This window comes from Saccharopolyspora sp. NPDC049357 (assembly GCF_040677225.1).
Taxonomy (GTDB): Bacteria; Actinomycetota; Actinomycetes; order Mycobacteriales; family Pseudonocardiaceae; genus Saccharopolyspora.
Window position 1 is genome coordinate 23740 of sequence record NZ_JBFAQJ010000048.1, and the last position, 24565, is coordinate 48304.

General features: G+C 70.5%; 20 protein-coding genes. 13 read left to right on the forward strand and 7 right to left on the reverse strand.

Features of this window, described 5'->3' with window-relative positions; translation table 11 throughout:
- Nucleotides 1-26 precede the first annotated feature (26 nt).
- Entirely contained in the window at nucleotides 27-848 is an 822-nt protein-coding gene (locus tag AB0J91_RS28570) for a hypothetical protein (RefSeq protein WP_363874907.1), read from the reverse strand.
- 508 nt (nucleotides 849-1356) lie between these two features.
- Here AB0J91_RS28570 and AB0J91_RS28575 point away from each other — a divergent pair.
- The 3 genes from AB0J91_RS28575 (at nucleotide 1357) to AB0J91_RS28585 (ending at nucleotide 4167) form a co-directional block, all read left to right on the forward strand.
- Entirely contained in the window at nucleotides 1357-2550 is a 1194-nt protein-coding gene (locus AB0J91_RS28575; RefSeq protein ID WP_363794395.1) for a Glu/Leu/Phe/Val dehydrogenase dimerization domain-containing protein, read from the forward strand.
- Between the two features lie 309 nt (nucleotides 2551-2859).
- Entirely contained in the window at nucleotides 2860-3063 is a 204-nt protein-coding gene (locus AB0J91_RS28580) for a cold-shock protein (protein WP_145739725.1), read from the forward strand.
- Between the two features lie 165 nt (nucleotides 3064-3228).
- A complete protein-coding gene (locus tag AB0J91_RS28585; protein ID WP_363874910.1) occupies nucleotides 3229-4167 on the forward strand; it encodes an NAD(P)-dependent oxidoreductase in 939 nt (312 codons plus the stop codon).
- A gap of 81 nt (nucleotides 4168-4248) precedes the next feature.
- On the opposite strand, the gene AB0J91_RS28590 is transcribed toward AB0J91_RS28585, so the two are convergent.
- The gene (locus AB0J91_RS28590) at nucleotides 4249-7131 is read right to left on the reverse strand and encodes an FAD-linked oxidase C-terminal domain-containing protein (protein ID WP_363874913.1); all 2883 of its coding nucleotides are present in this window, start codon (nucleotides 7129-7131) and stop codon (nucleotides 4249-4251) included.
- A 169-nt stretch (nucleotides 7132-7300) separates the two neighbouring features.
- Here AB0J91_RS28590 and AB0J91_RS28595 point away from each other — a divergent pair, with 169 nt between their 5' ends.
- From AB0J91_RS28595 to AB0J91_RS28605, 3 genes are all read left to right on the forward strand, one after another.
- Complete coding sequence (locus AB0J91_RS28595) at nucleotides 7301-8491, forward strand: aminotransferase class V-fold PLP-dependent enzyme (RefSeq protein WP_363874916.1); 1191 nt, start codon at nucleotides 7301-7303, stop codon at nucleotides 8489-8491.
- A 2-nt stretch (nucleotides 8492-8493) separates the two neighbouring features.
- Entirely contained in the window at nucleotides 8494-9759 is a 1266-nt protein-coding gene (locus AB0J91_RS28600) for an SLC13 family permease (RefSeq protein ID WP_363874918.1), read from the forward strand.
- A gap of 207 nt (nucleotides 9760-9966) precedes the next feature.
- Nucleotides 9967-11337 carry an FAD-linked oxidase C-terminal domain-containing protein gene (locus AB0J91_RS28605; RefSeq protein WP_363874921.1) on the forward strand — a complete coding sequence of 457 codons (1371 nt, stop codon included), beginning with the start codon at nucleotides 9967-9969 and terminating at the stop codon, nucleotides 11335-11337.
- 48 nt (nucleotides 11338-11385) lie between these two features.
- Here the strand turns inward: AB0J91_RS28605 and AB0J91_RS28610 are convergent, their stop codons facing one another.
- From AB0J91_RS28610 to AB0J91_RS28630, 5 genes are all read right to left on the reverse strand, one after another.
- Nucleotides 11386-11553: a hypothetical protein gene (locus AB0J91_RS28610; RefSeq protein ID WP_363794383.1), complete on the reverse strand. Its 168-nt coding sequence runs from the start codon at nucleotides 11551-11553 to the stop codon at nucleotides 11386-11388.
- Between the two features lie 64 nt (nucleotides 11554-11617).
- On the reverse strand, nucleotides 11618-13075 hold the full coding sequence (locus AB0J91_RS28615; RefSeq protein WP_363874924.1) for an amino acid permease: 1458 nt from the start codon (nucleotides 13073-13075) through the stop codon (nucleotides 11618-11620).
- Between the two features lie 147 nt (nucleotides 13076-13222).
- Nucleotides 13223-15307: a catalase gene (locus tag AB0J91_RS28620; RefSeq protein ID WP_363874927.1), complete on the reverse strand. Its 2085-nt coding sequence runs from the start codon at nucleotides 15305-15307 to the stop codon at nucleotides 13223-13225.
- Nucleotides 15308-15394: 87 nt separating this feature from the next.
- Nucleotides 15395-15895 (reverse strand): VTT domain-containing protein, encoded by a 501-nt coding sequence (locus AB0J91_RS28625; protein ID WP_363794377.1) that lies wholly within the window; start codon nucleotides 15893-15895, stop codon nucleotides 15395-15397.
- A 38-nt stretch (nucleotides 15896-15933) separates the two neighbouring features.
- Complete coding sequence (locus AB0J91_RS28630) at nucleotides 15934-16635, reverse strand: FadR/GntR family transcriptional regulator (protein WP_363874930.1); 702 nt, start codon at nucleotides 16633-16635, stop codon at nucleotides 15934-15936.
- 179 nt (nucleotides 16636-16814) lie between these two features.
- Here AB0J91_RS28630 and AB0J91_RS28635 point away from each other — a divergent pair, with 179 nt between their 5' ends.
- The 7 genes from AB0J91_RS28635 (at nucleotide 16815) to AB0J91_RS28665 (ending at nucleotide 24452) form a co-directional block, all read left to right on the forward strand.
- Nucleotides 16815-18269, forward strand: a complete 1455-nt coding sequence (locus AB0J91_RS28635) for an acyl-CoA synthetase (RefSeq protein ID WP_363874948.1) — start codon at nucleotides 16815-16817, stop codon at nucleotides 18267-18269.
- Nucleotides 18262-19599: a carboxyl transferase domain-containing protein gene (locus AB0J91_RS28640; RefSeq protein WP_363874933.1), complete on the forward strand. Its 1338-nt coding sequence runs from the start codon at nucleotides 18262-18264 to the stop codon at nucleotides 19597-19599. The genes AB0J91_RS28635 and AB0J91_RS28640 overlap by 8 nt, the downstream gene beginning before the upstream one ends.
- Before the next feature lie 178 nt (nucleotides 19600-19777).
- On the forward strand, nucleotides 19778-20563 hold the full coding sequence (locus tag AB0J91_RS28645) for a 2,3-dihydro-2,3-dihydroxybenzoate dehydrogenase (RefSeq protein ID WP_363874951.1): 786 nt from the start codon (nucleotides 19778-19780) through the stop codon (nucleotides 20561-20563).
- Nucleotides 20564-20589: 26 nt separating this feature from the next.
- Complete coding sequence (gene dhbC, locus AB0J91_RS28650; RefSeq protein ID WP_363874936.1) at nucleotides 20590-21846, forward strand: isochorismate synthase DhbC; 1257 nt, start codon at nucleotides 20590-20592, stop codon at nucleotides 21844-21846.
- Between the two features lie 17 nt (nucleotides 21847-21863).
- On the forward strand, nucleotides 21864-23489 hold the full coding sequence (locus AB0J91_RS28655; protein WP_363874939.1) for a (2,3-dihydroxybenzoyl)adenylate synthase: 1626 nt from the start codon (nucleotides 21864-21866) through the stop codon (nucleotides 23487-23489).
- A 40-nt stretch (nucleotides 23490-23529) separates the two neighbouring features.
- A complete protein-coding gene (locus AB0J91_RS28660; protein WP_363874942.1) occupies nucleotides 23530-24183 on the forward strand; it encodes an isochorismatase family protein in 654 nt (217 codons plus the stop codon).
- Nucleotides 24184-24215: 32 nt separating this feature from the next.
- Complete coding sequence (locus AB0J91_RS28665) at nucleotides 24216-24452, forward strand: phosphopantetheine-binding protein (RefSeq protein ID WP_363874945.1); 237 nt, start codon at nucleotides 24216-24218, stop codon at nucleotides 24450-24452.
- Nucleotides 24453-24565: the final 113 nt, after the last annotated feature.

Sequence of the window (24565 nt, forward strand, 5' to 3'; positions counted from 1 at the left end):
AGGCGAAGCGATCCCCCTGAGAACTCCTAGCGGTGTTCTCCCGTTATCACCGACACCGCCAGCTCGCGCTGAGGTTCGGTGACTTCTGGGAGCTGGAAGCCCAGCGCCCGGATGTGGTTGAGCAGGTCGGGCTCCGGAGACACCCCGTGCAGACGCAGGTAGTAGGCCACCGCACCCGGCCAGATCCAGCTGCCGTCGGTGTGGAAGGTCATCGGGACCGACGCCGCGCGCTGGGGGTCGAGGCGATCGTTGTCGTAGCTGCGCGCGGCCAGCACGACCGGTGCCTTCTCCAGGTACTCGGCCACCCGCTCGGCCTCCGCGCGGCCGATCTCGGGGCGCTCGGTGATCGGGTTGCCCCGGTCGTCGAAGACCTCGGCGGTGCGCAGCGACGGCCTCGGCGGCTCCTGCTGCGCGGTGCCCGCGGCCAGCCACTGCGGCGTCGCCTCCGCGGGCCGGGGGTGCCTGCGCAGCTCTTCGGCGTAGGCCGAGGGCGGGGGAGGGCTCTGCCAGTCCGGCTCGTTGTCGCCGTTGAAGTCGACCGCGTAGCTCCCGGGACGCTGCAGCCGGTAGACCGCGCTGATCCAGGTCCCCCGATCGGGTTGGTGCATGCCGGCCCGCAACCGTCCGAACAGGTCGGAGACCTCAGGAGGCGCGGCGAGCGGGATCGCGCTGCCGTTGGGCGCGATCAGCCGGCACACCGTCTCGACGTGATCGCCGAGCGCGCGGTACTCCGTGGTGGACTCCTGCCAGCCGGGGGGCAGCGCGCGCACGATCACCCGGCCGATCTCCTGGATCAGCTGCTGCTGCGTGGCCTCGTCCAGCGATCCCGGCGGGTCAGGTTGACTCATGACTCCCATCCTTCCAGTCGTGCAGCGTGGGCGATGCACGCCGTTCCCCCTGCTCCGAGCGGCCGTTTCTTCTGGAATGACGGTTTTCGGAGCGGCGGTGAAGGCTCACGAGCGCCTTCGCGATGAAGCTTAGGACCAACGCGTCCCCGGCGGGGCCGGGTGAGTTGATCTCGTTACGCACCAACCGGATAGGGCCGTTTTACCTGCCGTCATCCACCCGTTCCGACGTCTTAACGGTTGTCCGAACCGACGATTGTTGACAATCTCACTTCCCCGGCCTTAGCTTCGAGCCATTCCGGCCAACGCGGGAGGTGCCCATGCGAACCGAGTTGAATCACCTCCCGCGTCCGGCCGGGTCTGTGGATCTTCTTCCTCAAATCGGACTCTTCGAGTTAGCACATATCTGATCGGGCTATACCGGCAACCAGGGCGGGTTATCCGCCCTATGTCGGCATAGCCCGATCGACTTACCCCACCTCGTATGCGCTCTGAAAGGAGGTTTTCGCCCATGGGACTCGTCGGCGGCGAACCGCTCATGAAGGTGACTTGGACGGATCCGGTGACGGGAAGCAATGGCTTCCTGGTCGTGCACACCCTGGTGTCGGGTCTTGCCACCGGTGGGACGCGGATGCGCGCCGGTTGCACGATGGAAGAAGTCGAGCACCTGGCGCGCGGCATGGCCCGCAAGACCGCTGTGTTCGAACTGCCCGTGGGCGGAGCCAAGGGCGGCATCGACTGCGACCCGAAGGACCCGCAGGCCAAGGGAGTGCTCCGGCGCTACCTCCAGGCGATGCGTCCGTGGCTGGACGCGCACTGGGTGACCGCCGAGGACCTGGGCGTGCCCCAGCACCTGATCGACGAGGCCTTCGAAGAGCTCGGAATGCACCAGTCCTACCACGCGGCGATCCGCCGGGCGCCGGACGCGGAGCGCACGCTGCGCCGGGTCCGGGCCGGGCTCAACGCCCCGGTGCCGGGTGGCCTGCTGCTCGGTGACGTGGTCGGCGGCTACGGCGTCGCCCAGTGCTGCCTGGGCGTGGTGCACGCCCGCGACTGGGCCGCGGAGGAGACCACCGTCGCGGTGCAGGGCGTGGGCACCATGGGCGGCGGCGCCGCCTTCTACCTGCACGAGGCGGGCCTGAAGGTGGTGGCCCTGGCCGATGCCGCCGGAACCCTCTACCACCCGGACGGCCTGGACGTCCCGGCTCTGCTGGAGATCCGCGACCGCTTCGGCGAGATCGACCGCGAGCAGGTCCCGGCCGACGTCCAGCGGCTGCCCCGCGAGGCGGTGCTCTCGCAGGAGGTCGACGTGCTGATCCCGGCGGCGGTCTCCTTCGCCATCGGCACCAACCAGGTGCCGGACGTGGCGGCGCGGGTGATCGTCGAGGCGGCCAACAACCCGGTCACGCCCGAGGCCGAGGAGATGTTGGCGACCCGCGGCATCCCGGTGATCCCGGACTTCGTGGCCAACGCCGGTGCCGCGGCCTGGGCGTGGTGGCTGCTGCTGGGCAGGGTGGACGCCGACCCGGTGCTGTCCTTCCAGGTGCTGCGCGAGGAGATGCTGGCCAAGATCCCGCTGCTGCTGGCGGCGTGGGACACCGAGGGGCACACCCCGCGCGACGCGGCGCTGATGCTGGCCGAGCGGCGCACCGAGCAGAACCGGGTCGCCGAGGAGAGCGGGCAGGCGCTGCTGAGCATCCCGTGATGGCGGGTCGTGGTCCCCGGGTCGTGAACCGGCCCGGGGACCACGACGTCCGGCGGCCGAAAAGCGCTGCGGCGGACCGGATACGGTCTCATGTTGACTGGCTGCGATCAACGTGTGACAACCCGCAACTGCGGTGCTAGCGTGACTCGTGGTTGCGGTTTTGGTCCTTGCAGTACTGGAAAGAGTGCCTGCCAGAACGCAGGCGCTTTTTTTGTGCCGTGGTCGCTCCGCGGGCTGCCGGTGATCAGCTCTGGCAACCAGGGGTCGGCGCAGTGTTGACCCTGGTCAGCAGGAACGGGAGAACAAGGAATGGCAAGCGGTACGGTCAAGTGGTTCAACGCCGAGAAGGGCTACGGGTTCATCACCCCCGACGGCGGCGGCTCTGACGTCTTCGCCCACTACTCCGCCATCGATGCCACGGGTTTCCGCACGTTGGAGGAGAACCAGCGCGTGGAGTTCGAGATCGCCCAGGGTCCCAAGGGTCCGCAGGCGGCCGGCATCCGCACGGTGTGACACTCCTCCGTCTGGACGGGTGGCGGGTCGTGACCAGCCGGCCCGCCGCTCGTCGCAGATGATCTTCCTCTCGTCGATCATCGGCGAGTTTCACCCGATGGGGCAAGGAGTTCCGGGGTAGCCTCAGGGCTCGCTGACGTTTGACCAGATGCGAGGTTCCGGGGAATGCCCCTGCGTGTGGTTGTCGCCGGTGCGACAGGTGTGATCGGGAGAGCGCTGCTGCCGCTGCTGCGGGAGCGCGGTCATCACGTGACGGCGCTGGCGCGCAGGGCTGACCGGTTGGAAGAGCTGTCCGTCGACGAGATCGCGGCGGTCGATCTCCTGGATCCCGATGCGCTGCGCATGCACCTGCGCCGCGCCGCTCCCGACGTCGTGATCGACCAGAGCTCCGCCTTCGGTGCCGCCGACCCGCAGGAAGCCCTGCAGCGCACGGCGAAGCTCCGCGAACGAGGCACCAAGAACCTGATGGACGCCGCCGTGACGGCGGGTGCGCGCCGGTTCATCGCCCAGGGCATGACGGCCGCCTACCGCCCGCACGGCCACGACGTCCTGGAGGAGGACGCACCGCTGTGGGTCGACGCCCCGGGTCGCTGGGGGGACCTGGTGCGAGCTCTGGCCTCTGTGGAGGAGGACCTGTTCAGCCGCACCGGCATCGAGGGCGTGTCGCTGCGCTACGGCTCGCTGTACGGCCCGGACACCCACTACGCGCCCGGCGGTGACGTGCACGCCCGCGTGGTCGGCAGCGAGCTGCCGTTGGTCGGCGACGGGGTCGGGCTCACCTCCTTCACCCACGTGGACGACGCCGCCGGAGTGATCCTGGAGCTGCTCGAAGGCGGCGATCCGGGCGCCTACAACGTCGTCGACAACGAGCCGGCCGAGTCCAGCGAGTGGCTGCCCGCCTACGCCAGGATGGCCGGTGCTCCCGCCCCGGTCACGCTGACCACGGACCAGGCGAACTCCCAGCTGGACTGGCTGACCGTGCACCAGCTCACCGAGCAGCGCGGGGCGAGCAACTTCCGGCTCCGCGAGACCCTGGGCTGGAAGCCCACCTGGCCGAGCTGGCGGGAGGGCTTCGCCTCCCTCTTCGGCCTCTGGCCCGCGTGAGCCGGTGACGGGCGGTTCTGGTCCGAACCGTCCGGACGAACAGGACGGTTCGGACCCAAACAGCCACCTGCCGCGGTCGCGTCATCCGAAGACGGCGTCGTGGAGCAGCTCGACCGGGTGCTTGGCCTCACGCCCGGTCCCGTGGGCGACCTGCAGGCGGCAGGACACCCCTGTGGCGGCCACCGCCTCATCGGCCGAACCCTCGATCGCGGGGAAGAGCCGCTGACCGCCGATGCGCATCGACAGCTCGTAGTGCTCGGTCTCGAAACCGAACGAACCGGCCATGCCGCAGCAGCCCGCGTCGAGCACGTCGACCTCGGAGAGGTGTCGCAGCAGGCGCGCCGACGAGGTCGTGCCCAGCACCGCCTTCTGGTGGCAGTGGCCGTGGAACAGGACCTTCTCCGGACCCGGTGACGGCGTGAGGGTGCCGTCGTCCAAGGCCTCCAGGAGCAGGTCCTCGACGAGGCTCGCGCTGCCGGCCACCCGCGAGTCGCCCAGCAGCCTGGGGTGCTCGTCGCACAGCGTCGACACGCACGACGGCTCGCAGCCCACGATCGGCACGCCCCGCTCCGCCTCCGGCGCGAGCTTGGCGACCAGCTTCCCGGCCACCTTCTTCGCCTGGGGGAGAAGGCCTTTGGAGATCTGCGGGCGCGCGCAGCACACCTGCGACTCGACCCGCACCCGCCAGCCCGCGTGTTCGAGGAGGCGGATCGCGGCCCGGCCGATGGCCGGTTCGGTGTGGCTGGTGAACGAGTCGGCCAGGAACACCACATCGCCCCGCTCGCCCGGGGCGACTCCCGGGGCGGTCGGCGTGGCGGGACGCGACCGGTTCCAGCGCACCAGGTCGTCCCGGCTGAAACCGGGCAGCGGGCGCCTGCTGTCGATCCCGGCGATCTTCTGCATCAGGGCCCGCACCGGCTTCGGCCGGGCGAGCGCGTTGGTCAGCGGCGCGGCCATCGCGCCCAGCCGGTAGAGCAGTCGGGTGGAGCCGAAGATCCGCGTCCGCAGGTCGGTCCCGTGCTGCGCGTGGTGGTGGGCCAGGGCTTCGCTCTTGAGCGTGGCCATGTCCACCGACATCGGGCATTCGTGCTGGCACGCCTTGCACTCCAGGCACAGGTCGAGCACCTCGTTGAGCCGGTCGCCGCCCAGCGCCGCCTTCGGGTCGGGCTCGGAGAGCGCGAGCACGAGGGCGTTCGCCCGGCCCCGCGTGGAGTGCTCCTCGTCGCGGGTCGCCATGAACGACGGGCACATCACCCCGCCCGAGGTGTCGGGCTTGCGGCAGGCGCCGATGCGCTGGCAGCGCTCGGCCTCCCCGCGCATCCCGCCGTAGCGGGTGAAGTCGAAGTGCGTGTCCAGCGGCGCTGCCACCGGGATCGTCGGCTCGCGCAGGTTCTCGGTCATCGGCGGAGCGTCGACGATCTTGCCCGGGTTCATGATGCCGTTCGGGTCGAACAGCGTCTTGACCTCCCGCATCGCCTCGTAGACGGTGTCGCCGAAGATTTTCCGGTTGAACTCGCTGCGCGCGTACCCGTCGCCGTGCTCGCTGGAGTTCACCCCGCCGTAGGACAGCGCGAGATCGCAGACCTGCTCGGCGACCTTGCGCATGGTGGCGACCTGGTCGGGGCGGGTGAGGTCCATGAACGGGCGCACGTGCAGGCAGCCGGCCGAGGCGTGCCCGTAGAACCCGGCGCGCAGCCCGTGGTCGTCGAGGATCTCGGCGAACCGGGTCGTGTACTCGGCCAGGTGCTCCGGTGGCACGGCGGTGTCCTCGACGAAAGCCACCGACCGCTCGGTGGAGTCGCCCGCGGCCATCAGCAGCCCGAGCCCGGACTTGCGCAGGGCGCGCAGCGGCGCGAGCTCGGCGTCGGTGGCGGCCAGTCGAGTCGCGTAGCCGTGCCCTTCGGCTCGCCAGGCGGCCACGAGTCCTTCGGCCGCGGCGCGGGCCTCCTCGACGGTGTCGCCGTAGAACTCGGCGAACATCAGCGCACGCGGATCTCCTTCCAGCGCGCCGAAGAGGTGCGCGTGCTCCGGAGACCGGCGGGCGAGGTCGAGGATGAAGTTGTCCACCATCTCGATCCCGGCGGCACCGGTGCGCATCGCCGCGTCGGTGCCCGCGATGCACGCGGCGGTGGAGTCGAAGTGCCCGACGACCATCACGGTCGCCTTCGGCTTCGGGGTGAGCCGCACCAGCGCTTCGGTGACGGTGACCAGTGTTCCCTCGGCGCCGACGACGAACTTCGCCAGGTCGAACGGTCCCTCGGCGAGCCGGTCCAGCCGGTAGCCACCGGCCCGCCGCCAGAACTGCTGCGTCTGCTCGGCCAGCCCCGGCCGCGCGGAATCGACGATCTCGGGCAACCGCCGGTGGATCCGGCCCTCCAGCGTGTCCGAAGTGGACTTCGCCGCGAGCTCGGCGGCCGACAGCTCGCCCAGCGACACCGGGGTGCCGTCGGAGAGCACGACTTCCAGTCCTTCGACGTGGTCGATGGTCATGCCGTAGCGGGCCGAGCGGGAACCGCAGGAGTTGTTGCCGATCATCCCGCCGAGCGTGGCGCGGTTGCTGGTGGAGGTGTCCGGCGCGAAGAACAGCCCGTGCGCTCCTGCGGCGAGGTTGAGCTCGTCCTGCACCACTCCGGGCTGCACCCGCGCGATCCCGCGTTCCGGGTCGAGCTCCAGGATCCGGTTCATGTGCTTGGAGAAGTCCAGCACCACAGCCTCGCCGACGGTCTGCCCGCAGTGGCTGGTCCCCGCACCGCGCGGCAGCACGGCGACACCGGCTTCCCGGCACAACCGGACGGTGGTGGCGACGTCCTCGGCATGGCGCGGGAAGACCACGCCGAAGGGGCGGACCCGGTACATGCTGGCGTCGGTGGAGTAGAGGTGGCGGGTGTAGTCGTCGAAGCGGACGTTGCCGTCCAGGCTCCGGGCGAGTTCGGTGGCGATCCCTGCGGTGGCGACGTTGCGCACTGGGTTTCCTTCCAGCGTTTTCCGGCCGATTTCGCTGCCGTGACCAGCTAGAACCGTTGTCAAGGGGGAAGTGAGCCACTTGACATGATCGGCTCGCTGTCTACAGAATTCAACCCACCGAGACTTGGTTTTCACATGCCGGAAGAGCGTCCTCACCGTGGAGGAACGAATGTCCGTTGCCAGCAGTCGTCACTTCCTGCAGATCCCCGGTCCGACCAACGTTCCCGACCGGGTCCTGCACGCGATCGCCAAACCCACCATCGACCACCGGGGCCCCGACTTCGCCGACCTCGCCCTGGAGGTCTTCGACAAACTCCGCGCCGTGGCGCGCACTTCCGCCGACGTCGTGATCTACCCGTCCTCGGGAACCGGGGCGTGGGAGGCCGCCCTGGTCAACACGCTCTCGCCCGGCGACGCCGTCCTGATGTGCGAGACCGGGCACTTCTCCGACCAGTGGTCCGAACTGGCCGCCACGCTCGGCCTGCGGCCCGAGACGATCCCGGGGGACTGGCGCAGCGGCGCCGACCCCGGCGTCATCGAGCAGCGGCTGCGCGCCGACTCCGAGCACCGGATCAAAGCCGTGGCCGTGGTGCACAACGAGACCTCCACCGGCGTTGTCACCGACATCGCAGCGGTGCGCGCGGCCCTCGACGCGGCCGACCACCCGGCGCTGCTGCTGGTCGACACGATCTCCTCGCTGGGCTCGGTGGACTACCGGCACGACGAGTGGGGCGTGGACGTCACCATCAGCTGCTCGCAGAAGGGCCTGATGCTGCCGCCGGGCATCGGCATCAACGTCATCAGCGCCAAGGCGCTGCTGGCCGCGCAGTCGTCGAAGCTCACCAAGTCCTACTGGGACTGGCAGCCTCAGCTCGACGCCGGCAAGCAGGGCTACTTCCGCTACACCCCGCCCACCAACCTGCTCTTCGGCCTGCGCGAAGCCCTGTCGATGCTGCTCGACGAGGGGCTCGACGAGGTCTACGCGCGTCATGACCGGCACGCCGCGGCCACCCGCGCCGCCGTGCGCGCCTGGGGACTGGAAGTCCTCTGCCGAGATCCCGCGACCACACCCGGAACCGACTACAGCAGCGCGCTGACCGCCGTGCTGATGCCGCCGGACCACGATGCCGACCACCTGCGCGAGCTCATCCTGGAGCACTTCGACACCTCGCTCGGCGCGGGACTGTCCAAAGTGGCCAAGAAGGTCTTCCGCATCGGGCACCTCGGCGCCTTCAACGACGCCACCCTGCTCGGGACCCTCGGCGTCGTCGAAGCCGGGCTCGCCCTGGCCGGTGTGCCGCACCAACCGGGTGGCGTCACCGCCGCGATCGCCGAGCTGACCGGCAGATCGGGGGACTGAGGATGTCGCCCGAACTGATCTCGATCCTGGCGCTGGTGGCCATCTTCGTCATCACCGGCGTGTTCTCGGTCAACATGGGCGCGCTCGCCTTCGCCGCCGCCTTCCTCGTCGGCACCCTCGCCGGCGGGATGAGCTCCGACGACATCCTGGCCGGATTCCCCGGCGAGATCTTCATGGTGCTCGTCGGTGTCACGTACCTGTTCGCCATCGCCCGCGCCAACGGCACCATCGACTGGCTGGTCTACCGGTCGGTGCAACTGGTGCGCGGGAGGCTGGCGCTGGTGCCGTGGGTGATGCTCGCGGTCTCGGCGCTGCTGACCGCCATCGGCGCGGTGCCGCCCGCGGCGGTGGCCATCATCGCCCCCGTCGCGATGGGACTGGCCGCCAAGCACGGCATCAGCCCGCTGCTGATGTCGGTGATGGTCGTGCACGGCACGATGGTCGGAGGGTTCTCGCCGATCTCGGTGTTCGGCGTCATCGTCAACGGCGTCGTCGACGACAGCGGGCTGCAGGGCAGTCCGCTGTTCCTGTTCTTCGCCAGCTTCGTGCTCAACCTCGTCTTCGCCGCGGTCGCCTTCGTGCTGCTCGGGGGCCGAAAGACCGCCGAAGCCCCGGTGCCGGCCGACGCACCGGGCGCGGCGCGCGACGCCACCATGCTGGCGAAGGTCGAGATGAGCTGGGACAAGGCGCTGACCCTGCTGGGCATCGTGACCATGGTCGTGCTGACCCTGTTCCTGGAGCTGGACATCGGGCTGGTGGCGATCACCGTCGCGGTGGTGCTCGGCGTCATCTCGCCGCAGGCGCACCGCGACGCGGTCAAGAACGTCACCTGGCCCACCGTGCTGCTGATCTGCGGTGTGCTCACCTACGTCAGCGTGCTGCAGGAGCTGGGCACGGTCGACTACGTCAGCAAGGCGGTCAGCGGCATCGGCGTCCCGCTGCTGTCGGCGTTCCTGCTGTGCCTCATCGGCGCGGTCGTGTCGGCGTTCGCCTCGTCCACCGGCCTGCTCGGCGCGCTGATCCCGCTGGCGGTGCCGCTCATGGCCGCGGGCGAGGTCGGCATCGCGGGCATGGTCGCCGGACTGGCGATCGCCTCCACGGTGGTCGACATCAGCCCGTTCTCCACCAGCGGCGCCATCATGCTCGCCAACTCCCGCGAGCCCGAGCGCGACTCCGTGTTCAAGGGCCTGGCCCTCTACGGCGGAGCCATGGTCGTCATCGCCCCGATCGTCGTCTGGCTCACCATGATCGCCCCAGGCATCAACTGACCCGCGAGGTAGAGGATTTCAGTGGAACTCGGGGACCCGATTTCAGTGGAAATCAGGGACCCGAGTTCCACTGAAATCCGTTTTGAGGGGTGCGGGAGGAGCGAGAGGGGGAAGAGGGGAGAAAATCACTCGGGGTGGGATTGAGGTGTTCGGCGGGCTAGGTTCGCGGTGGTAGGACCTGTTCGAAAGCCTGGGAGAGACGAGGCGATGATCTCCACCGACGCGCTGCGGGAGCTGCTGCCCGAGGGCCGTGTGTTCGACGATCCGGACGTGCTGGCGGCGCACAGCCGTGACCGGGCCACGTTCTGCCCGGCCGGAACTCCGGCCGCGCTCGTGCGGGCCTACGACACCGGTGACGTGGCGACGGTGCTGAAGTGGGCCCACGAGAACCGGGTCCCGGTCGTTCCGCAAGGCGCGCGCTCCGGTCTGTCGGGCGCGGCCAACGCCCTCGACGGCTGCGTGCTGCTGTCGCTGGAGAAGATGGACGCCATCCTCGACATCGACCCCGACGAGCAGCTGGCCGTGGTGCAGCCCGGGGTCGTCAACGGGGTGCTGGCCGCCGCCGTCGCGGAGAAGGGCCTGTTCTACCCGCCGGACCCGGGCTCGCGCAGCATCTCCACCATCGGCGGCAACGTCTCCACCAACGCGGGCGGCATGTGCTGCGTGAAGTACGGGGTGACCGGTGACTTCGTGCGCGGTCTGGAGGTCGTGCTGGCCGACGGCAGGGTGATGCGGGCCGGCCGCCGCACCGCCAAGGGCGTCGCCGGCTACGACCTGACCCGCCTGATGGTCGGCGCCGAGGGGACCCTCGGCGTGGTCACCGAGGTGACCGTCGCGCTGCGCCCCGCCAGCGCCCAGCCGCTGACCGCCGTCGCGTTCTTCCCCGAGGTCGCCGGCTCGGCCCGCACCGTCTCCGGCTACCTCGCGGAGGGCTACCAGCCGTCCGTGCTGGAGTTCATGGACGCCTCCTCGGTCAAGGCCGTCCAGCAGATCGCCGACCTGGGATTTCCCGAGGGCATGGCGGCGATGCTGCTGGTGCAGTCCGATCGCGGGGCCGACGCCCCGGCCGATCTCGCGGCCTTCGAGCGGGTGGCGCGCGCGATGGGCGCGGCCGAGGTCGTGGTCTCCGACAGCGCCGCCGAGGGCGAGATGCTGATGCAGGCCCGCCGCCTGGTCGGCGACGCGCACGAGAAGCTCGGCAAGGCGCTGCTCGTCGACGACGTCTGCGTGCCCCGCCGTCACCTGGTCGACCTGGTGGAGGGCTTGCAGCGCATCGCGGAGGAGCACCGCGTGCAGGTGCTGTGCTCCGGGCACGCCGGTGACGGCAACATGCACCCGGTGGTCGCCTTCGACGACGTCGACGCCGACGAGACCGCTCGCGCCCAGCAGGCCTTCGACGCGATCATGCAGCTCGGCCTGGACCTGGGCGGCACCATCACCGGCGAGCACGGCGTCGGGCAGCTCAAGCGCGACTGGCTGGGCCGGGAGCTCGACGAAGCCGGCCTGTGGGCCTCACGCGCGATCAAGGCCGCGCTGGACCCCCACAACGTCCTCAACCCCACCCGAGTCCTGCCGTGACGACGACGCCGGGCCCCTGACCAGCAGGACCCGGCGTCATCGGACCGGTCAGCGGTCGTAGTCCTCCTCGACCGGCACCGCTCTGGACTGCTCGGAGAAATCGGCCGGATCGGCGTCGAGCGGCACTTCCGCCGGCACCGCCTCGTCCTCATCGGGCAGGTCCTCGGCTCGGCGCGACTGCTCGACGGCGTCGGCCTCGGGCGTCTCGGGATTCATCGAACCTCCAAGATGATGGGCTCGGGCACCATCGACCGTAGCGCCGATCGGGCCCTCCTGTCGGTCAGTCCTCGGCCGGCTGGACGCTGCGCCGACCCAGGTGGGCGTGCCTGCGGCCGTAGGCGAAGTAGATCACCAGGCCCAGCGCCAGCCACACGGCGAAACGCAGCCAGGTCACCACGTCCAGGTTCGACATCAGGTACAGGCACGCCAGGGCGGTGATGACCGGCAGCACCGGCGACAGCGGCATCCGGAACGGGCGGGGCAGATCGGGCTTGGTGCGCCGCAGCACCGGCACCGCCAGCGCCACGATCAGGAACCCGGACAGCGCGCCGATGCTGACCATGTCCGACAGCTCTGAGATCGGGATGAACCCGGCCAGCACGATGATCACCACCGCGCCGCCGATGGTCATCCGGTGCGGGGTGCCCCACTTCGGGTGCACCTGCGACAGCTTCGGGGGCAGCAGGCCGTCGCGGCTCATCGCGAACCCGATGCGGCCGATGGTCACCAGCTCCACCATCATCACCGAGGTCAGACCGGTCACCGCGCCCAGCGAGATCAGCGCGGCCACCCACGGCTGGCCGACCGACTGGAACGCCGCCGCCAGCGGGGCGCCCTCGTCGATCTGCTGGTAGTCGACCATCGCGGCCAGCACGAACGCCACCAGCACGTACAGCAGGGTGCAGACGATGAGGCTGCCCAGCAGGCCCACCGGCAGGTCGCGCCGGGGACGCTTGGTCTCCTCGCCGAGGTTTGCCAGCGCCTCGAAACCGGTGTAGGCGAAGAACACGATGGCCGCCGCGGTGAGCACGCCGCCGAAGCCGTAGACCGACTGCTCCATGCCCAGCAGCGCCGACACCAGCGGCTGCTCCAGGGCGCTCGCCCCGGTCTCGGCGGGCTGGGCCGGGGGGACGAACGGGTCCAGGTTGGCGCCGTTGACGAAGAACAGGCCGGCGACGATGACCAGCACGCACACCGCGACCTTGACCACGACCAGCGCGTTGGTCAGCCACGAGGACTCGCGGATGCCGATGACCGCCACCGCGGTCAGCGCCGCGATGATCAGCATCGCACCCACGTTGACCGTGGCGTCCTCGCCGAACCACGCCTGCGGCAGGCCCAGCAGGTTGGCGATGTAGCCCGACCAGCTCCGCGACACCACCGCCGCGCCGAGGGCGAACTCCAGCAGCAGGTCCCAGCCGATGATCCAGGCGAACAGCTCGCCCAGCGTCGCGTAGGCGTAGGTGTAGGCGCTTCCCGCCGTGGGCACCGATGAGGCCAGCTCGGCGTAGGCCAGGGCCGCCAGCGCCGCCACGATGCCGCCGATGACGAAGGACAGCACGACGGCGGGACCGGCGTGGTCCTTGGCCTCGATCCCGGCGAGGGTGAAAACACCGGTGCCGATGATGATTCCGATGCCGAACCCGACGAGTTCCTTACCGGTGAGACGGCGGACCAGACCGCTGCGCTCACCCCGAGTGAGGATGTCCTCGACGGGCATCGTTCGCAGAATGTTCACGGAGCCGCACGTTAGAAGATGTCACCCGCGACGGCTCCCTCGGGCTCGCGGAGTGTGACACTACTGGTACTCAACGTCACCCTCGGTGCACGGCGGGAGCCTGCGGGTGATCGTCGCAGATCCCCCGAACGGTGTGAAAAGGATTGATCAGGCGGGTATCGAGGCGGTGTCGCGGTCCCACTCCCGGTGCTTGCCCAGAGCGGCGGCGAACTGCTCGACGAACTGGTCCGGCAGCGAGCCGCCGGTGTTCGCGGCCAGCACGACGCCCCGGTCGGTGCCCTCGCCGTCGGTGGCGATGCCCGCTCGCCGCAGCACCTCCAGCCCCTCGTCGCTGGCCGCGACGGGCTTGTGGTGCTTGTAGGCCTCGGCGACGAAGTGCACGGCGTGCCCGTCGGCGGCCAGCGTCCGGGCGCTCTCGCTCCCGCCGGGCACGATCACCCCGTCGTAGACCACCGACATCGCGGTGCGCGCCGCCACGTCGATGTCCACTTCGGATCCGTCGGCGCCGCGCGCCCGCCCGTCGTGGCCGGCGCCCAGCACCTCGGCGGTCGCGCCGCGCTCGGACAGGCCGCGCCGGATCTGCTCGACCTCGGTGGCGTCGACCCCGTCGGCGACCAGCACGGCGACCTTGCGAGTCGCGATCGAATCGGTGGGGGAGTTGGCCAGGCTCAGCGCCGGGGAGCTGCGGCCGTGGTTCTCGGTGCCGCCCTCCGGCGGCTCGAGCCCGAGCCCGTGCGCGACCGCCACGGCCAGGTCGCGGTCGACGTGGACGAGCTCGGCGAGGACGCGCTCGCGCACGTGCTGGTGGCCGACCTTGCCGAGCTCGAAGCGGAAGGCGTCAACGATGTGGTCCTTTTCCCAGTCGGACTGGCTGTTCCAGAACAGCGTGGCCTGGCTGTAGTGATCGGTGAAGCTCTCGCTGCGCTTGCGGATCTTGTCACCGTCCACCCGCGTCTGGTAGTGGCGGAACACCTCCGAATCGGCGATCGCGGGACATCCGCCGCCGAGGCTGTTGGGCGTGTAGTTCGTCTGCCCCCTGTGGATGCGCTGCTGGCCGTAGCCGTCGCGCTGGTTGGTCGAGACCTCCGCGACCGGCCGGTTGATCGGGATCTGCGCGAAGTTCGGCCCGCCCAGCCGGATCAGCTGGGTGTCCAGGTAGGAGAAGTTGCGGGCCTGCAGCAGCGGATCGTTGGTGAAGTCGATGCCGGGCACGACGTTGGCGGTGTGGAAGGCGACCTGCTCGGTCTCGGCGAAGAAGTTGTCCGGGTTGCGGTCGAGCACCATCTTGCCCACCGGCCGCACCGGGACCTGCTCCTCGGGGATGATCTTGGTGGCGTCCAGCAGGTCGAAGTCGAAGGCGAACTCGTCGGACTCGTCGACCAGCTGCACGCCCAGTTCCCACTCCGGGTACTGGCCCGCCTCGATGGCGTCCCACAGGTCGCGGCGGTTGAAGTCGGCGTCCGCGCCGGCGATCTTCTGGCACTCGTCCCACACCAGGGAATGGCTGCCCAGCAAGGGCTTCCAGTGGAACTTCACGAACGTGCCCTTGCCCTGGGCGTTGACCAGCCGGAAGGTGTGCACGCCGAAGCCCTGCATCATCCGGTAGCTGCGCGGCAGCGCCCGGTCCGACATCAGCCACATGATCATGTGCAACGTCTCCGGCTGCAGCGAGACGAAGTCCCACAGCGTGTCGTGCGCGGAGGCGGCCTGCGGGATCTCGTTGTGCGGCTCGGGTTTCACCGCGTGCACGAAGTCGGGGAACTTGATGCCGTCCTGGATGAAGAACACCGGCATGTTGTTGCCGACCAGGTCGTAGTTGCCCTGCTCGGTGTAGAACTTGGTGGCGAACCCGCGCACGTCGCGCACGGTGTCGGCCGAGCCGCGCGAGCCCGCGACGGTGGAGAACCGCACGAACAGGGGAGTGCGCACGTTCGGGTCGGTCAGGAACTTCGCGACGGTGTGCTCGCCCAGCCAGCCGTCGTAGGGCTGGAAGTGCCCGTAGGCACCCGCGCCTCGCGCGTGCACCACCCGTTCGGGGATCCGCTCGTGGTCGAAGTGGGTGACCTTCTCCCGGAAGTGGAAGTCCTCCAGCAGCGTCGGACCGCGCTCACCGGCCTGCAACGAGTCGTCGGTGTGGTCGACCCGCACGCCCTGCTGCGTGGTCAGCTCGGTGTCGGTGAGGTCGGCGCGGACCCCGTCCAGCTGCTCGTGCTTGGCGTCGCCGTTGGCCATCGAGATCGGCTCCCCTCGTGTCGAAACGCGGACCGATCTGTGGTTTCCCCTCGCGCGGCCGAACTATGCGCGCGCCACCGGTTCGGGTCAGGAACCCAGCCAGCTCACCACTTCGGGTGCGCCTGCCACGATGAGGAAGTGGCCGATGCGCCCGACCAGGCTCGCGGCGAGGTAACCCAGCAGGGGGAGTCCGGCGGCGCCGGAGAGCAACGACATCAGGCTGAACGGCGGGATGCCGGGAACGGCGCTGACCGCCAGCACGGTCATGCCCCACCAGGGGTGCTCCTGGGTGCGCTGGTGGAACCGCTCCACCCAGGCCGCCCAGCGCCCGGTGCGCTCCTTCTGGACCCGCTTGCTCAACCGCTCGCCGAGCGCGAAACCGCCCTTGCCCGCGAGGTAGAACAGCGTCTTCGCGGCGACCTGGCCGATCGCGGCGGCCAGCGCGAAGGCCCACCACGGCACGCTCTGCACGGTGGGGACCACTCCGAGCAGGTAGAGCTCGATGTTCACCAGCGGGAAGACCGCGCCCAGGGCAGCGGTGCCCGCCGTGCCCAACAACCACCCGATCACCGAAGCGCTGACCCCCACGAGAGAAACCTGCGGCAGCCTATCGGGTGACGCCGCGATCAGCCCTCGGGGTCCCAGTCCAGCAGCCGCACCCGGCTGACCGTGCGCAGGTGGCGGGCCATGGCCGAGGCGGCGGCCCTGGCCTCTCCGTTGCGGATCGCCTCGGCGATGCGTTCGTGCTGGGCCAGCGACTTGGGGGGCCTGCGCGGCTGCCGCAACGACTCGTTGCGGCTCTCGGCGATCTCCGCGGCGATGGTGCGCATGAACTCGGCGAGCAGCGCGCTGTGCGCGGCGGCGGTCACCGCGGCGTGGAACCGCCGGTCGCCGTCCTGGCCGATCTCGCCGTCCTCGATCTCGGCGCGCATCGCGGCCAGCGCGGCGTCGATCTCGGCCATGTCCTCGTCGGTGCGCCGCTGGGCGGCCAGCTCCGCCAGCTTGGTCTCCATGCCTTCGCGGGCGTCGAGGACGTCGGGCAGCCGCCGCTTGCGCTCCACGAGCTCCTCGACCGGCTCGACCTCCAGCGACTCGCGCAGCAGGTAGGTTCCGCCGCCGTGGCGGACCTCGACCAGGCCCTGCACCTCCAGCACGACGATCGCCTGCTTCACCGACGCCCGGCTCACGCCGAGCTGTTCGGCGAGGGTGCGTTCCGGGGGCAGCCGGTCGCCGGCGCGCAGGCCGGAGTCCGCCACGTGCTCGCGCAGCCGCTGGACGACCTGCTCGTAGAGGCGCGGTCGGTTCAGCGGACGGAGGGAATCGGACACCGGCGCGCTCCTGAATCGGAAAGAGGCAAACTGGCTGAGCCAATTCTGCCACATTCCCTTGACTCGTTTCGTCCCAGACGGCAAAAGTTGGATCAGCCAGTGGACCACTGCTGACCCGGCTCGCCGGGCGGTGCGGGTCCGCCGGTGAGAAATTGCCCGGTGAGGACCCGGAGGTGGCCATGGCCGACCAGGTGCTGTTCCCCAAGTTGCGCGAACCCGACGACTCCGAGGCGCTGCGTTTCGGCGCGCGGGCCCTGACATACCGGGAATTGGCCGGTCTCGCCGGTGCGATCGCCGAGCGCGTCGCCGGTAAGCGGCGCATCGCGGTGTGGGCCACCAACACGCTGGAGACCGCCGCGGCGGTCATCGGCGGACTGGGCGCCGGCGTCGCCGTGGTGCCGATCAACCCGAAGGTGGGGGAGCGGGAGCTCGCCCACATCCTCGGCGACAGCCGGCCCGAACTGCTGCTCGCCGAACCCGGCTTCACCCCGCCCGCCGGCCTCGGCGACGTCGAGGTCGCCGAGATCGACGTGACCGCGCGCGGCGGCGACCTGCCCGCCGAAGCCGGCGCCGACGCGCCCGCGCTGATCGTCTACACCTCCGGCACGACCGGCCCGCCCAAGGGCGTCGTGCTGCCCCGTCGCGCGCTGAGCGCCAACCTGGCCGCCCTGGCCGAGGCGTGGGAGTGGACCTCGGCCGACGTGCTGGCGCACGCGCTGCCGCTGTTCCACGTGCACGGCCTGATCCTGGGCACCCTCGGCCCGGTCCGCCTCGGCGGAACCGTGCACCACTTGGGCAAGTTCTCCTCGAAGGCGATCGCCGAGGAGCTCTCCGGCCCGGCCACGATGATGTTCGGCGTGCCGACCATGTACCACCGGCTCGCCGAGGACGCCGAGAGCGACCCGCAGATCGGTCAGGCCGTCGGCAAGGCCCGCCTGCTGGTGTCGGGCTCGGCGGCGCTGCCCGCGGTGGAGCACGAGCGCATCGAACGGCTCACCGGCCAGCGCGTCGTCGAGCGCTACGGCATGAGCGAGACGATCATGAACTGCGGTGTGCGCGCCGACGGCGACCGCCGCCCCGGATACGTCGGCAAGCCCTTCGCAGGCGTCGAGCTCAAGCTCGTCGACGAGCAGGGCGCGGAGATCACCACCAGCGATGACGAGACCGTGGGCGAGATCCTGGTGCGCGGCGCCAACCTGTTCAGCGGCTACCTCAACCGCCCGGACGCCACCGAGGCCGCCTTCGCCGACGGCTGGTTCCGCACCGGCGACATGGCCACCCGCGCCGCCGACGGCTACATCCGCATCGTCGGCCGCAAGGCCACCGACATCATCAAGAGCGGCGGTTACAAGATCGGCGCGGGCGAGATCGAGAACTGCCTCCTGGAACACCCCGCGGTGGCCGAGGTCGCCGTCACCGGCGAAGCCGACGCCGACCTGGGCGAGCGCATCATCGCCTGGGTGGTGCTCGCGCCCGGTCAGCAGGCCGCCGACGCCGACTTGGTCGACCACGTGGCGCGGCTGCTCACCCCGCACAAGCGCCCGCGCGAGGTCCGCTTCCGCGACGCGCTGCCGCGCAACGAGATGGGCAAGGTCCAGAAGAAGGCCCTGCAGAAGGGGCCGGGAAATGGCTGAGCACAGCGCGGTTCGCGCGCTGGTCGACAGCATCGGCCAGGGCTTCGTGGAGTTCGAGCCGCCGTCGCGGCGCACCAGCGCCGACGGTCCGCTCGACTGGCCCGGCTACGCCGACCAGCGCGCCCGCGCGTCCGGCCGCTCCGGCACCGACGAATCGGTGCTGTGCGGCCGGGCCGGGCTCGGCGGGCGGGAAGCCGTGCTGATCGCGTTCGACTTCGCCTTCCTCGGCGGCTCGGTCGGCGAGGACACCGGTGCGCGCATCGTGGCGGCCTTCGAGCACGCCCGCGAGCAGCGGCTCCCGGTGATCTCGCTGATCGCCTCCGGTGGAAGCCGCATGCAGGAGGGCATCCGCGCGCTGCAGCAGCTCCAGGCGATCACCCGCGCCTGTCAGCTGGCCGGGCAGGACCGCATCCCGCACGTCGCGGTGCTGCGCGACCCGACCACCGGTGGCATGTGGGCGGCGATGGGTGCCGCGGCCGACGTCGTGCTGGCCGTCCCAGGCGCCCGCATCTCCTTCGGCGGCGCCCGCGTGCGCTCGGCGGAGGAGGACGGCGAGGACTTCCGCGCCGAGGGCAAGCTCGACCACGGCCAGGTGGACCGCGTCGTCGAGGAGGCGGACCTGCCGCGGGTGCTCGCCGAGCTGGTGTCGCTGCTGCACCCGGCCCGGCTGACCCGCGCGCCGGAACCCGCGCCGCTGCCCGCCGCGCTCGGCGCGGAACGGCTGCCGGAGACGGGCATGCAGGCCGTCGAGCGAGCTCGTGCGGCCGACCGGCCCCGCGCCGGTGACTACCTGGACGCCTACTTCAGCGCGCGGTTCGAGATCAGCGGTGACCGCGCCGGCGGTCGCGACGAGAACATGATCTGCGGTTTCGGCGATCACGACGGGCGCGCGGTGGCCTTCGCCGCGCAGACCGGCGGCCGCAACTCCCCGGCCGGTTTCCGCACGGCGGCACGCCTGATCCGGCTCGCCGACCAGCTCCGCATCCCGGTGCTCACCCTGGTCGACACCCCCGGTGCCGCCAACGACGCCGAGGCCGAGCGAGGCGGTGTCGGTCCGGCCATCGCCGAGGTCTTCGGTGCCGTCGCCGACGCCCGCGTGCCGGTGACGACGCTGGTCATCGGGGAGGGCGGCTCCGGCGGCGCGCTGGCGCTGGCGGCTCCGGAGAACACCTGGGTGACCGCCGACGCCTACTTCGCGGTGATCGCCCCGGAGTCCGCCGCGGCGATCCTCAAGCGCGAGCCCTCCGAGGTTCCCGAACTCGCCGACCACCTCAGGCTGCGCCCGCAGGACCTGCTGGAACTCGGCTTCGCCCGCGGCATCGCCCGCTGATCCGCTGCATCGTCCGGTATGCGCCGTTGCTCCCATGTGAGCAGCGGATTCGCCCGATGACCGTGCGTCATCGGTGATCAATGCCACCTCATTGGCGGGAGATTCGATTCCGGTTCATGTTCTAAACTCAGGCTCGCCTGACGAAGGTTAGGCTAGCCTCAGTTGAGTGAAGGGCGAGATGAACCGCACGGGGATCAGCGACAAGGTTGCCATCGTGACCGGCGCCGGCCAGGGGATCGGTGCCGCTGTGGCGAGAGCGCTCGCCGAGCTGGGGGCCGACGTCGCGGCAGTGGACCGCAACGGGGACAAGGCCATCGAGACGGCCGAGAAGCTCGCCGCCGAAGGACACCGGGTGCGCGCCTACCGCGCCGACGTGGCCGACCCGGCCGCGGTCACCGAGGTGGTCACGCGCGTCGAAGCCGAGCAGGGCCCCATCGACGTGCTCGCCAACGTCGCGGGCGTGCTCCAGGTCGCCACGGTGCAGGAGCTCACCGACGCCGAGTGGCAGCGCACCTTCGCGGTCAACACCACCGGTGTGTTCAACGTGTGCCGGGAGGTGTCGAAGCACATGATCTCGCGGCGCAGAGGATCCATCGTCACCGTCGGCTCCAACGCCGCGGGCGTGCCGCGCCACTCGATGGCCGCCTACGCCGCGTCCAAGGCCGCCGCCACGATGTTCACCAAGTCGCTGGGCCTGGAGCTGGCCGAGTACGGCATCCGCTGCAACATCGTCGCGCCCGGCTCCACCGACACCGACATGCAGCGCGGGATGTGGACCGACGGCAATAGCCCGGACCGGGTCATCGCCGGCTCGCTGGAGACCTACAAGGCCGGCATACCGCTGCGCAAGCTCGCCACCCCGGACGACATCGCCAACGCGGTGGTCTTCCTCGCCTCCGACGAGGCCGGGCACATCACGATGCACGACCTGTACGTCGACGGCGGCGCCACGCTGCGCGCCTGACCTCCGCGATTCGCCGAAAGGTTGTCATGACCACGATCGAGACCGACGGGCGCATCGACGCCGTTGACGACGCACTCGCCGACGACGCCGCCGCCCGCCTGCTGGCCGCCTACGAGCAGGGCCAGTCCTTCCTGTTCTCCAGCGCGCGCGGGGTGCTGCTGACCCGAGGCGTGGCCGCCACCATGTCCAAGACCCAGTGCGCGCGCTCGGACTTACCCGCCCGGATGCAGGAATTCCTCGACGGCGCGGTCGAGTTCGGCCGCCGCAACCCGATGGTGGTCGGGGCGGTGCCCTTCGGCGGCACCCTGCCCGCGCACCTGGTCCTGCCCGAGGAGGTCGTGCGCGCCGAACCGCTGAACGTGCTGGTGCCGCAGCAGAAACCGGTCTCCGCGCCCGCCTGCTCGCTGCGGCCGGTCCCGGAACCCGAGGAGTACGAGCGCGGCGTCGCGCGGGCCCTGCGGCGCATGGAGGACGGTGACCTCACCAAGGCCGTGCTGGCGCGCAGCCTGGAGCTGACCTCGGCGGAGGCGATCGACGTCCGCGAGGTGCTGCGCAACCTGGCGATGGCCGACCCCACCAGCTACACCTTCGCCGTCGACCTGCCGCGCCGCGGCGAGGACGGAACCCGCGACAGCTACGGCCCGAAGCCCCCGCTGGAGCGCACCTTCCTGGGCGCCAGCCCCGAGCTGCTGGTGTCCCGGCGCGGCAACCAGGTCCGCTCCAACCCGATGGCCGGATCCCGGCCGCGCAGCACCGACCCGGACGAGGACCAGCGGCGCGCCGCCGAACTGGCGGCCTCGGAGAAGGACCACCGCGAGCACGCCGTGGTGGTGGAAGCCGTGGCCGAGGCGCTGCGCCCGTTCTGCACCGAACTGCACGTGCCGCAGGCGCCGACGGTGGTCAGCACCAACGCGATGTGGCACCTGGCCACCGAGATCACCGGCGAGCTCCGCGACGGCTCGACGACCTCGCTGCACCTGGCCGACGCGCTGCACCCGACCCCGGCGGTGTGCGGCGCCCCGATCGACCGCGCGCGCGAGGTCATCGCCGAGACGGAGCCGTTCGAACGCGGCTACTACGCGGGAATGGTGGGCTGGTGCGACGCCGCCGGTGACGGCGAGTGGGTCGTGGCCATCCGCTGCGCCGAGGTCGAAGACCAGGAGATGCGGCTGTTCGCCGGTGCCGGAATCGTTCCGGGCTCCGACCCGGCCGACGAACTCGCCGAGACCTCCGCGAAGTTCCGCACCGCGCTCACCGCGATGGGCCTGAGCCAGGCAGTCTGAGGGGAAAGCAGTCGATCATGATCGCAAATCTGCCCGGCGTGACGCTCTGGCCGGACGAGTTGGCCGAGCGCTACCGCGCGGCGGGGTACTGGCAGGGCTACACCTTCGGCCAGCTGCTGCGGGTGCGCGCCACCAAGCACCCCGACCGCGTCGCCGTCGTCGAGGGCGCACGCCGGATCACCTACGGCGAACTGGACCGCCGCGCCGACCGGCTGGCAGCCGGGCTGCGCGAGCGCGGGATCGGCAAGGGCGACCGGGTCGTCGTCCAGCTGCCCAACGTCGCCGAGTTCTTCGAGGTCTGCTTCGGGCTGTTCCGGCTGGGCGCGGTGCCGGTGTTCGCGCTGCCCTCGCACCGGCTGACCGAGATCTCCTACTTCTGCGGGTTCAGCGAGGCCGCCGCCTACATCACCGTCGACACCGAGGCCGGGTTCGACCACCGGGCGCTGGCCGCCGACGTCTCCGCCGAGCAGGAGGGGCTGCAGGTGTTCGTCGTCGGCGACCCCGGTGAGTTCACCGCGCTGTCCGATGTGGACGCCGACCCGGGGGAGCTGGACGAGCCCACGCCGAGCGACATCGCGTTCCTGCAGCTCTCCGGCGGTAGCACGGGCGTGCCCAAGCTGATCCCGCGCACCCACGACGACTACATCTACTCCTTCCGCGCCAGCAACGACCTCTGCGGCGTCACCGAGGACACCGTCTACCTCGTGGCGCTGCCCGCCGCGCACAACTTCCCGATGAGCTCGCCCGGCACCTTCGGCGTGCTGCACGCCGGCGGCCGGGTCGTGCTCGCCCGCAGGCCCAGCCCCGACGAGGTCTTCCCGCTCGTCGAGCGGGAGCGGGTGACGCTGACCGCCGCGGTTCCGCCGCTGGCGCTGCTGTGGCTCGACGCCGCGGCCGACGCTCAGCACGACCTGTCCAGCCTGGAGGTGCTGCAGGTCGGCGGCGCCAAGTGCAGCGAGGAGGTCGCCCGGCGGGTCCGCCCGGTGCTCGGTGCGACGTTGCAGCAGGTGTTCGGCATGGCCGAGGGCCTGGTCAACTACACGCGGCTGGACGACCCCGAGGACGTCATCGTCACCACCCAGGGGCGGCCGATCTCGCCCGACGACGAGGTGCTGGTGGTCGACGACCAGGACGACCCCGTCGCGGCGGGGGAGACGGGGCACCTGCTCACCCGCGGCCCCTACACGATCCGCGGCTACTACAAGGCCGATGAGCACAACGCGCGCGCCTTCACCCCCGAGGGCTTCTACCGCACCGGCGACGTCGTCCGGTTCACCGCCGAGGGCAACATCGTCGTCGAAGGCCGGGCGAAGGACCAGATCAACCGGGGTGGCGAGAAGGTCGCCGCCGAAGAGGTCGAGAACCACCTGCTGGCCCACCCCGCCGTGCACGACGCCGCCGTGGTGTCCATGCCCGACGACTACCTGGGGGAGCGGACCTGCGCGTTCGTCGTCCCGCGCGGTGAGCGGCCGAAGGCGCGCGAGCTGATCAAGTTCGTCCGCGAGCGCGGCCTGGCCGGCTACAAGGTCCCGGACCGCGTGGTGTTCGTCGAGCAGTTCCCGCAGACCGGCGTCGGCAAGGTCTCCAAGCGCGACCTGCGCGAGGCCATCAGCCGCGAGCTGGTGCCGCAACTCGGCCGCTGACAACGACTTTCCACGACGAGAAGACATCGAAGGGGGAGCCGTGGCGCTTCCGAGCATCGCACCCTACACCGTTCCGCAGGACGGCGAGCTGCCGGCGAACAAGGTCTCCTGGCGGCCCGACCCGGAACGCGCGGTGCTGCTGATCCACGACATGGAGCGGCATTTCGTCAACGCCTTCACCCCCGGCGCCGAACCGCTGAACCAGGTCGTGCCCAACATCGCGCTGCTGCGCGAACGTGCCCGCGCCGCAGGCGTTCCGGTGGTCTACTGCGCCCAGCCGGGCGGCCAGACCCCGGACCAGCGCGGACTGCAACTGGAGTGGTGGGGACCGGGGGTCGCCGACCCGGCCATGGAGGCGATCATCGACGAGCTGGCGCCCGGAGCAGGTGACGTCCAGCTGATCAAGTGGCGCTACAGCGCTTTCCAGCGCACGGACCTGCGCCGCCGGATGCAGGAGTGGGGCCGCGACCAGCTGATCATCACCGGCATCTACGCGCACATCGGCTGCCTGATGACCGCAGCGGAGGCGTTCCAGCAGGAGGTCCAGGCGTTCTACGTCGCCGACGCGGTCGCCGACTTCTCGCGCGCCGACCACGAGATGGCCGTCTCCTACGCCGCCCGCAACTGCGGCGTCGTCGACACCACCCGCAACCTGTGCCGCGACCTCGTCGCCCACGAGTCCGAAGTCGCCTGAACCCGAACGACCCAGCAGGAGAACCCCGAACCATGGCTGAGAAGCTCACCCTCGAAGCGGTCCGCGAGCAGGTCGCCGAGCTGCTCTACGAAGACCCCTCGGAACTCGCCGACGACGAGGACCTCATCGACTGGGGCCTGGACTCGGTGCGGATCATGACCCTCGTCGAGCAGTGGCGCAAGCAAGGCGTCCAGATCACCTTCGCCGACCTCGCCGAACGCCCGACCCTCGCGGACTGGTGGAAGGTCCTCGAACCCAAGATCAGCTGACCCTCCCGACCCGCAGGATTCGAATTTCGCGCGAAAATAGACCGCCGAAGTTCGGAGTCAAATTTAGCGCGAAATTAGAATCAACCACACCCCGCGGGAGCCGACGACGTTTC